This is a genomic window from Streptococcus sp. 2020WUSS089 (genome assembly GCF_044427405.1).
Lineage (GTDB): Bacteria > Bacillota > Bacilli > Lactobacillales > Streptococcaceae > Streptococcus > Streptococcus hashimotonensis.
This window is the reverse complement of record NZ_JAOTGD010000008.1, coordinates 67,114-75,599: the sequence shown is the minus strand read 5'-3', so window position 1 is coordinate 75,599 and position 8,486 is coordinate 67,114. Positions and strand designations below refer to the sequence as shown.

6 protein-coding genes are annotated in these 8,486 nt (G+C 43.6%); 5 read left to right on the top strand and 1 reads right to left on the bottom strand.

Features of this window, described 5'->3' with window-relative positions:
- Nucleotides 1–324 precede the first annotated feature (324 nt).
- Entirely contained in the window at nucleotides 325–2,853 is a 2,529-nt protein-coding gene (locus ODU46_RS07370; RefSeq protein ID WP_398579458.1) for a G5 domain-containing protein, read from the top strand.
- Nucleotides 2,854–2,924: 71 nt separating this feature from the next.
- Here the strand turns inward: ODU46_RS07370 and ODU46_RS07365 are convergent, their stop codons facing one another.
- Nucleotides 2,925–5,192, bottom strand: a complete 2,268-nt coding sequence (locus tag ODU46_RS07365; protein WP_398579457.1) for a Xaa-Pro dipeptidyl-peptidase — start codon at nucleotides 5,190–5,192, stop codon at nucleotides 2,925–2,927.
- Between the two features lie 169 nt (nucleotides 5,193–5,361).
- Here ODU46_RS07365 and ODU46_RS07360 point away from each other — a divergent pair, with 169 nt between their 5' ends.
- The 4 genes from ODU46_RS07360 (at nucleotide 5,362) to ODU46_RS07345 (ending at nucleotide 8,467) form a co-directional block, all read left to right on the top strand.
- Nucleotides 5,362–6,108 carry a CppA N-terminal domain-containing protein gene (locus tag ODU46_RS07360; RefSeq protein ID WP_398579456.1) on the top strand — a complete coding sequence of 249 codons (747 nt, stop codon included), beginning with the start codon at nucleotides 5,362–5,364 and terminating at the stop codon, nucleotides 6,106–6,108.
- Nucleotides 6,105–7,046, top strand: coding sequence for a serine hydrolase domain-containing protein (locus ODU46_RS07355; RefSeq protein ID WP_398579455.1), 942 nt, complete (start codon nucleotides 6,105–6,107; stop codon nucleotides 7,044–7,046). Before ODU46_RS07360 ends, ODU46_RS07355 begins: the two co-directional genes overlap by 4 nt.
- The gene (locus tag ODU46_RS07350) at nucleotides 7,043–7,594 is read left to right on the top strand and encodes a DUF1697 domain-containing protein (RefSeq protein ID WP_202846545.1); all 552 of its coding nucleotides are present in this window, start codon (nucleotides 7,043–7,045) and stop codon (nucleotides 7,592–7,594) included. The genes ODU46_RS07355 and ODU46_RS07350 overlap by 4 nt, the downstream gene beginning before the upstream one ends.
- An 81-nt stretch (nucleotides 7,595–7,675) precedes the next feature.
- Nucleotides 7,676–8,467: a LysM peptidoglycan-binding domain-containing protein gene (locus ODU46_RS07345; protein WP_398579454.1), complete on the top strand. Its 792-nt coding sequence runs from the start codon at nucleotides 7,676–7,678 to the stop codon at nucleotides 8,465–8,467.
- The last annotated feature ends 19 nt before the right edge of the window (nucleotides 8,468–8,486 follow it).

Genomic DNA, 8,486 nt, shown 5'->3' with positions numbered 1-8,486 from the left:
TAGCCTTGGCCACCTAGCCTAACAGCTTCAAGCCTGTTATCAAATGAAATCATCAACTTACTCAAACATAGTGAAACATCTAATTCTTGACCAAGGTAAGGTGGCTAACTTCATTATAGAACTTTCGTTTGACTACTGAATTCAAAATATTGTTCATCAAATACCTTGAATGGCTTGACAAATGGTAGAAAAGAGTTACATGTATTCAATGATGAAGAAACGGAGCTATTCGGTAGAGTTTTAATATATAAAAAACACATCCGACACCTGAATATCATGGTACAATAACAGTATATAATAAAATATAAATTAGGAATAATAGAAATGGAAACGGCAAAGAAAAAATTCAGATATAGTATTCGTAAATTTAAAGTCGGTGTAGGCTCAGTGCTAATTGCTACTTGCTTACTTGGGGCTGGGGTCTCGATACCAACCGCTTTTGCAACGACAGTGACTTCGGAATCTACTCAAGTTGGAGCAACTCAGCCAACGGGAGAAACCGAGCCAACAGTACAGATTACTGGAACAGTAAGTACAGAAAATACGAATCTTGAATCAAAAGTTGCGCCAGAAGCTAAAGAAGAAGTTCCAGCAACATCAGAAACTCCAGTTGCTGAAAAGGCAGATCCAGAAATGAAGTCTGCTGAACAAAATATAGCCTCTGAACCTGAAAAATCAGAAGAACCAACTCCTGCCCCAGCAGCCCTCACAAGCGAAGCTAAGGAAGAAGTATCAGAGAATACCGAAGTTAAGACTACCCCCCTTCCACAATTTCGGGACATTCTAAAAGAGTTAGAAAGAGACTTGGAAGAGTTGGATGAATTTAGAATGTATGATGACAAAACTTACTCTCTGCAAGCATATCTAAGAGAATTCACTTTTAAACAGGGGAGAGATCAGATGACTTTTGCCTCAGGTCTTAAAGAGGATGATTCTCGTCTTAATAAAGATGTGACTATTGATAAAATTTATAGTGATTTGGTTGACTTTAAACAGCATATTACGATGGAACGCTTGACGCGTGAAGTCGCCCAGTATCGCACTAAATATGCAGGTGATCAAAAAATTGAAGAAGAATATAAACAACATTTAGAGCAAAGAGAGGGTAGCGGTACTTTTAGCCAAGAAGGAGATGTACTTAGAATATCTGTCGAAAGATCAGAACAAGCACTCAAAAGGATTAAAGAGAGAGCTGAAGAAATAGAAGGTGATAACCTCAAAACAGAAGTTCCTAAGGAGGCACCTAGAGTAGCCGAAAAACCAAAATTAGATTTTAAAGTTCAAACACGAACAACATATCAATTTTTAGATTTCGAAACGAAAGAGCAGGAAGATCCAAACTTGCCACTTGGTGAGAAAGAGGAACGACAAAAAGGTGAGAGAGGCGAAGAGTCTGAGACTTATCAAGATGTGATTGTTGGTGATACAATTGTAGCAAGTACCCTCATTTCCAAAAAACGTAAAGATCCAGTTGATCATTTGATTGCAAAAGGTACTTTGGTAGAGAAACATCCCGATACAGCACCGATAGCTCCTGAAAAACCAAAATTGGACTTTACTGTTAAAGAACGAGTAGAGCGAGAAATTTTGGATTATATGGTTGAAGAACAAGATGATGCTAGTTTGCCGCTCGGTCAAACAAAAGTGCTTCGTGAAGGTCAAAAAGGTGAATTGGTTAAGAAATATCAAGATGTGATTGTTGAAGGGAATGTCATAGCAAGTAATCTCCTTTCAGAAGACCGTAAAGCCCCAGTCAACCGTCTGATTGCAAAAAACATGTTAGTAGAGAAACATCCTGATACAGCACCGACAGCGCCTGAAAAACCAAAATTAGAATTTACTGTCAAAGAGCGAGTAGAGCGAGAAATTTTGGATTATATGGTTGAAGAACAAGACGATGCTAGTTTGCCACTTGGTCAGACAAAGGTTCTTCGTGAAGGTCAAAAAGGCGAATTGGTTAAGAAATATCAAGATGTGATTGTTGAAGGGAATGTCATAGCAAGTAATCTCCTTTCAGAAGACCGTAAAGCCCCAGTCAACCGTCTGATTGCAAAAGGCACATTAGTGGAAAAAACACCAGATATTACGTCGAAAGCTGAGGACGAGGCTCTAAAACCAATGGAACCAGAGGCCGATAAGCCGACTCCTCCAACACCGGAAGCACCAAAAACGGAAATGTCAGACGCTGAGCAACCAAAAGTGGACAAACCACAAATGGAAGCACCGAAAACTGATAAAGTAGAGTCTGACAAACAGATGCCAGAGGCTAAGCAACCAGAAATGGAGCAACCGAAAGCAGAAGACATGCCGAAGGAGGAAATGCCAAAGGCTGAGCAACCAAAAGCGGAAGACTCTGCACCTAAGACAGCAGTTCCAGAAGTCGCGCCAAAAACAGCGGAAAAACCAAAGCTAGACTTCACAACAAAAGAACGCAAGGTAGAAGAAGCTCTCCCTATCAAAGAAGAAATCAGATATGATGCAAGCCTAGCGCTTGGCAAATCATACCTTCTTCAAGAAGGAAAAGCAGGTAAAAAAGTATCTGTTTATCAAGATGTCATAGTTGATGGTAAAGTTGTCGCAACCAACCTATTATCAGAGACTGTTGTTGAAGGTCAAAATCGTATCCTTGTAAAAGGTAGCTTGGAAATGAAGAAAGAAGAAGTAAAAACAACTCCTTCAGTACAATCGAATCCGACACTGAGTCACAAAGGTGCACCTTCTGCAAACAAAGCAACCCTACCTGCAACAGGTGAACAACGCAATAACCTAGCCTTAGTAGGCCTTGGTTTAGCTGGAATTAGCTTGGCAGTAGTCGCTACAGCTATAAACAAAAAATCTAAAGATCAGATCTAAACCATTATGACACAGCGACAAAGAGGCCGGGCGGAAACGCCCAGCCTCTTTTTAGAACTGAAAATCAAATATTAGTGCGGTAAAATTAACTGTGATTGACTTAAATCAAGGTGGATTTGCCATTGAGAATTATCCCGAACAGTGCATTCAAAGTCGGTGGTGTAGAGAATCAGCTCCAAGACATCACCTTTTTTCAGCTGATAAATGGTCGGCTGCAGTTTCCAGCTCAGATCCATCCATTGGTCTGGCACCACTTCCTCGATAGTCATCAGGTCGGTGCGGTTCTGCAGGTTCATAAAGCCCTTGGTTACCAAGCGTTGTGGCATCTCCACATAAGGCAATTCCAGCAGATTTTCTTGGGCATGGTAGCGACCGTTGTCTAGACTAAATCTTGCTTTAGGCGCAGGGATTGGGGCTAGGCGTTTTTTACTTCCCTTGTCCAATAGCTGAGCAGATAAGAGGCCTTTGGCTACACTAGAAGCTACACGGAGTTTCAGCGTGACCTGTCCGTTGAGCAGGAGGTCCTCCGTTACAGGCAGTTCGATGCTGACTTGGTTGGCCTTGCCTGCATAGAGGTCTTGGTGAAAGGCAGGATAGGATTTGCCGTAGCGGTCAAAATCTTCTTGGGCATACTGATTGGCAATGGTCTGGCTTCCAGTACCTAGTGGCAAGACAGCCTCGTTTTCACCACCAAAGGTGTCCAAGGTCGCCCAAGTTTGCTCACCGCTGTTGTCCTGCCAGATAACCGTTGGCAGTTGGTAGTTATTCTCGTAGCTCAGCAGTTTTTGACTGAGCAGGGCGTTCATGGACTCACGGAAGTCGATAGACTGCCAGTTGTTCATATACACGTGGGCACCGTTGTGGAAGAAGAGGTGTTTTTTGATATGGCTTGGCAGGGCGTGGAACATATTCCAGACATGGATTGGCTTGACATTCCAGTCCTGTGAGCCGTGGGTAAAGACTACCTCACACTTGACCTTATCAGCGTGGAGCAGATAATTGCGGTCATGCCAGTATTGATTGTAGTCGCCGCTGGTGCGGTCCAGGGCAGCACGTTCTGCCGCCAGTCCTTTTTCGTAGGCTGCCTTATTGCGGAGAAAGTCCCCTGCTTGCAGACTTTTCGAGTAAGTCAGGGCGGTCAAGCTGTCCAAATCTTCGCCTGGATAGCCGCCAGGGCTGGTCACCAGCCCGTTTTCACGGTAGTAGTCGTACCAAGAGGAAATCCCTGCTTCTGCGATGACGACTTCCAATCCGTCCACGCCAGTTGTTGCCAAGGCATTGGACATGGTACCGAGATAAGACAGTCCCGTCGTCGCCACCTTACCATTGGCCCAATCGGCCTTGACCTCAATCGAGCGAGTATGGTCTGTGTAGGCCTTGGTGCGACCGTTCAGCCAGTCAATCACCGCTTTGTAGCCCTCAACCTGCTGGTAGTCGCCAGATGTCATGTAACCCGTCGAACCTAGCGTGCCAACACCAGACACGTGGAGGCTGGCAAAGCCGCGAGCGAGGAAGTAGTCATTGAGGGAGTAAGAAGTAATGTGGCCCAGTCTTTCAGTGGCAGGGCTGACAGGCAGGTCTCGCTGGTCCAAGTCTAACTTGGTGATGCTGGACTGCTTGACTTGAATGGTACCGACTTGTTTTTCAGCCAGTTCCCCTTCCATCTTATGCAGGGCCTTATCGCTGGCTACATCGTTCACTCCTTGATGATAAGGACTGTTGGTAATCACCGCAGGGATTTTCCCGTCAAAGTGAGGACGGAGAATGGAAACCTTGACAATGTCAGTCTGTCCAGTCCCCGCCGTATCGACAGGCGTTTCCACATAGACCACCTCACGAATGAGGTTTTTAGTCGAAAAGGTTGCCAAGGATTTGCCATTGAAGAAGTGGTAGCGATTGTCCTCTGGAATCAGATCATCGCTGATCAGCTGGTCAATCAAAGTGTTTCCAGACTTGGTACGAGTAGCGAGTAGCTGGTAGAGGTTTTCGATGATGTCCCCATAGACAATCGGGAAGTCGGTTTTCTCCACGAAGTCCATGACATCTGTATAATCTACACCAGGCACGAAGCCTAGCAACTGAAAGGCCACTTGATAGAAAATCAGGTCTGTCAACTCACGGTCAGACTGGAAGAAGGTCAGTAGGTCTGTGTCCCAATCCGCAATCATGTTGGACAGGGCAAAGTCGGTGTTTGCTGTCAGGAAATGGCACTTTCTGACAAAGGTTTCTAAATTTGTCTTGCTACTTGCATTAGGAATCAGTTGAAATCCCAGAGAATCAAGTTCTTGCAAGTAGATAGAGGTCTCTTTTTTTATGAAAGAAAATTGATTAAAGCGCATAAATTCTCCTCTTTTTTAGGATAATAGTCTATAATAGCTATTATATCTGATAAGCCAGTGTTTGTCTAAAAATTATCAGTATATATAAAAATATTAATGTATAAAACGACGATACAATTAGTTGTAAAATGATGAAATTTTTTATACAATATTGTAGAATGACTGAGGAGTGAAATGTATCGTGTTGAGAAAAAATGAAGCTATAGTCCCTATTTTACGTATTAATAATAGGGCTATTAATCAAGGATTTTTAGAAGAAAATCTAGGAATGAAAACCAAGCTCGAAGATGGTCCTTTTGCTGATTTTGGAGATAGAACAAGTCCAGAAACGAAGCTCGTTTTGACAGAATCTCCTGGTAATCGCACCCGTGCTGTCGAAGGGCTTAAAAAACTGAATAAAATTGTGATAAAAGTAGATAATGCCTCTGAAATTGAAGCTTTGCTGGCGCAAGGTTCACAGTATAGTAAGCTCTACCAAGGAAAAAATGGCTATGGTTTTGAAGCTGTGTCGCCAGAAGGAGATACCTTCTTTCTGCATGCAGAAGCGTCTCTTGATGACCTAAAAGCGATCCTTCCACCTGTTCCATTTAAGGTGCAGGATGACTTTTCTGGTCTGACTGCTTTTACAGTAGAGTCTATTTGGCTTAATACCCCACAAGCTAGTATCAGCCAAGACTATTATGAGGCTATCCTACCTCAACAAGCCTTTTTGCGTTTTGTTGGAGCAGAAGGTAAGGATTTATTAACTCCTGCGGAACAAGTTTGGGATTTAGAAGGCTTACGTTTTCCCATCGAGCAGGACTTTGATTGGGTACATTTGGAAAGCCAGTTGGAAGGACCATTCTTTAAAGATAAAAAAGCAAGCTTTATCCAAACGGTTGACCCAAGTGGTATTGAATTGTGGTTCGAAAAATGAGACAAGCGATTTTAGACAAGATTTCAGAGCAGATTGGGCAAGGAGTTTATCCTGGTGCCAGTCTGGCTCTTTTTTCTAAGGGTCAGTGGCAGGAATACTATTTAGGGACCCAGGATGGTCAGTTACCAGTTGAGGCGGGTTTGACCTATGATTTGGCATCTGTTTCCAAGGTGGTTGGAGTAGGGACTCTTGCGACTTTTCTGGTTAATAGCGGAGCTTTGGAGCTAGATAGGACCTTGCAGTCTTATTATCCAGCTTTTGCGGATAGTGAGGTCACCATTCGGCAATTATTGACCCATACTAGTGGTATCAATCCCTTCATTCCCAATCGGGATAGTCTGGATACCGACCAGCTCAAGGAAGCAATTTTGAAGATTACCGTAACGGATAAGAAAGATTTCCTCTACACAGACATTAATTTTCTCTTGCTGGGCTTTTTGTTGGAGGAACTAGGTAGAGACAGTCTAGACCAGCTGATTAGTCGAGACGTTCTAGAGCCCTTTGGTATGTCCCAAACCTCCTTTGGACCAGTCAGTCAGGCGGTGCCGACGGTGCGTGGCGTCAAGGCAGGTGTGGTGCATGATCCCAAGGCGCGTGTCTTGGGCCTCCACGCGGGAAGTGCAGGTCTCTTTTCGACCGTCAAAGATTTGGAAATCTTTTTGGAACGCTATCTAACTGAGGATTTTGCGGCGAATTTAACGCAGGATTACGGTTTTGATGATAAGCGCAAGCGGTCTCTGGCTTGGGATAAGAAGGGGGACTGGTTGTCGCACACAGGCTATACGGGGACCTTTATCATGTACAATCGTCCCTTGCAGAAAGCTGCGATTTTTCTCTCGAATCGTACTTTTGACAAGGATGAGCGGGCCCAGTGGAAGTTGGATAGAAACCAGGATATGGCCTTGATTCGGCAAGTTCTGGAGGAAGAGGAGCAATGAGATATGTTCTTCTGCTGAGAGGGATCAATGTTGGTGGTCGTAATAAAATCGTCATGGCTGAATTGCGTCAAGCGGTGGCAGATTTGGGCTATGACAAGGTTGAAACCTACATTAATAGCGGCAATCTCTTCTTTGATTCAACCAAGAATAGAGGGGACATAGTTGCTGAATTTCAAACTTTTTTCACAGAAAGATACCCCTTTGTGGAGCAATTTGCTCTACTAGATGCCCAAGATTATCAAGCAGAAATAGATCAGCTTCCAGAATGGTGGCAAGAAGAATTGGCGAGAAAGGATGTTCTCTTTTTCACTGAAGGGTTGGATAAGCAGGCTATGGTGGACTATATTCAGTCCTTGCATCTAGGTGATGAAGTTCTACATCTCTCCGAGCATGCTATTTATTGGGGCAAATATACTGAAGGCAGCTATCTACAAACAGCCTACCACAAGCAGTTGGCTAAGTCACCTTTTTACAAACAAGTGACCATTCGGAATGGGAAGACTTTCTCAGTTATATCAAACTATTTAAAGAATGAAATAAAACGATAAATCGTCATTTATTTGTAATGCTTTCGACATCTTTTCCCGTCAAAATCTTGGTAAAATGAAATCATGATGAGGAGGTGTCATATGAAAAAGTTTAGTTGCAAATCTGTTCTAGCTCTTGCAGGGATTACGGTTGCGTTATCAACCATATCTCGTGTTCAAGCCGCTAGTCATGTAGTAGTGGAAGGGGATTCCATGTTCTCTATTGCGGAGCAATATGGTGTTGATCCCTACCAATTGGCTGAAGTGAATGCGATGGAAATAGACGGACTGATTACACCAGGTCAACGTTTGGATCTTCCAGCTGGTTCTAATGAAGAAGTCTCAGTTACGAGTCAAACAGACTATGTTGTTCAAGATGGGGATTCGTTTTATGGAATTGCAGATGCTTTTTCATTAGATGTCTACGAATTGTTAACACAAAACCAAATGACCTTAGAGACGCCGCTCTATCCTGGACAGATTTTGAAATTAACAGAAACTATCTGGAATCAGGCTAGTGAAGCAAGTGCTGATAGCTACTATCTACCAGGCTATGAGTATGAGCCAGGCATTAACTACCCTGTTGGTCAATGTACCTGGGGAGTACAGAAAGTTGCCCCTTGGGCAGGTGACTGGTGGGGCGATGCAGCTTCTTGGGGTGCCAATGCGGCGCGCGATGGTTTCCGTACAGGAACAACACCTGAAGTTGGATCCATTATTTCTTGGAACGATGGCGCTCTGGGACACGTTGCCTATGTGACAGCTGTTAACGAGGATGGACAAATTCAAGTCCTTGAAGCCAACTATCGTGGCCAACAGTGGGTGGATAATTTCCGCGGCTGGTTTAATCCGACGGATACCATCGGAGAAATTACCTATATCTATAATAACTAGGATAAATAATAAAAATATT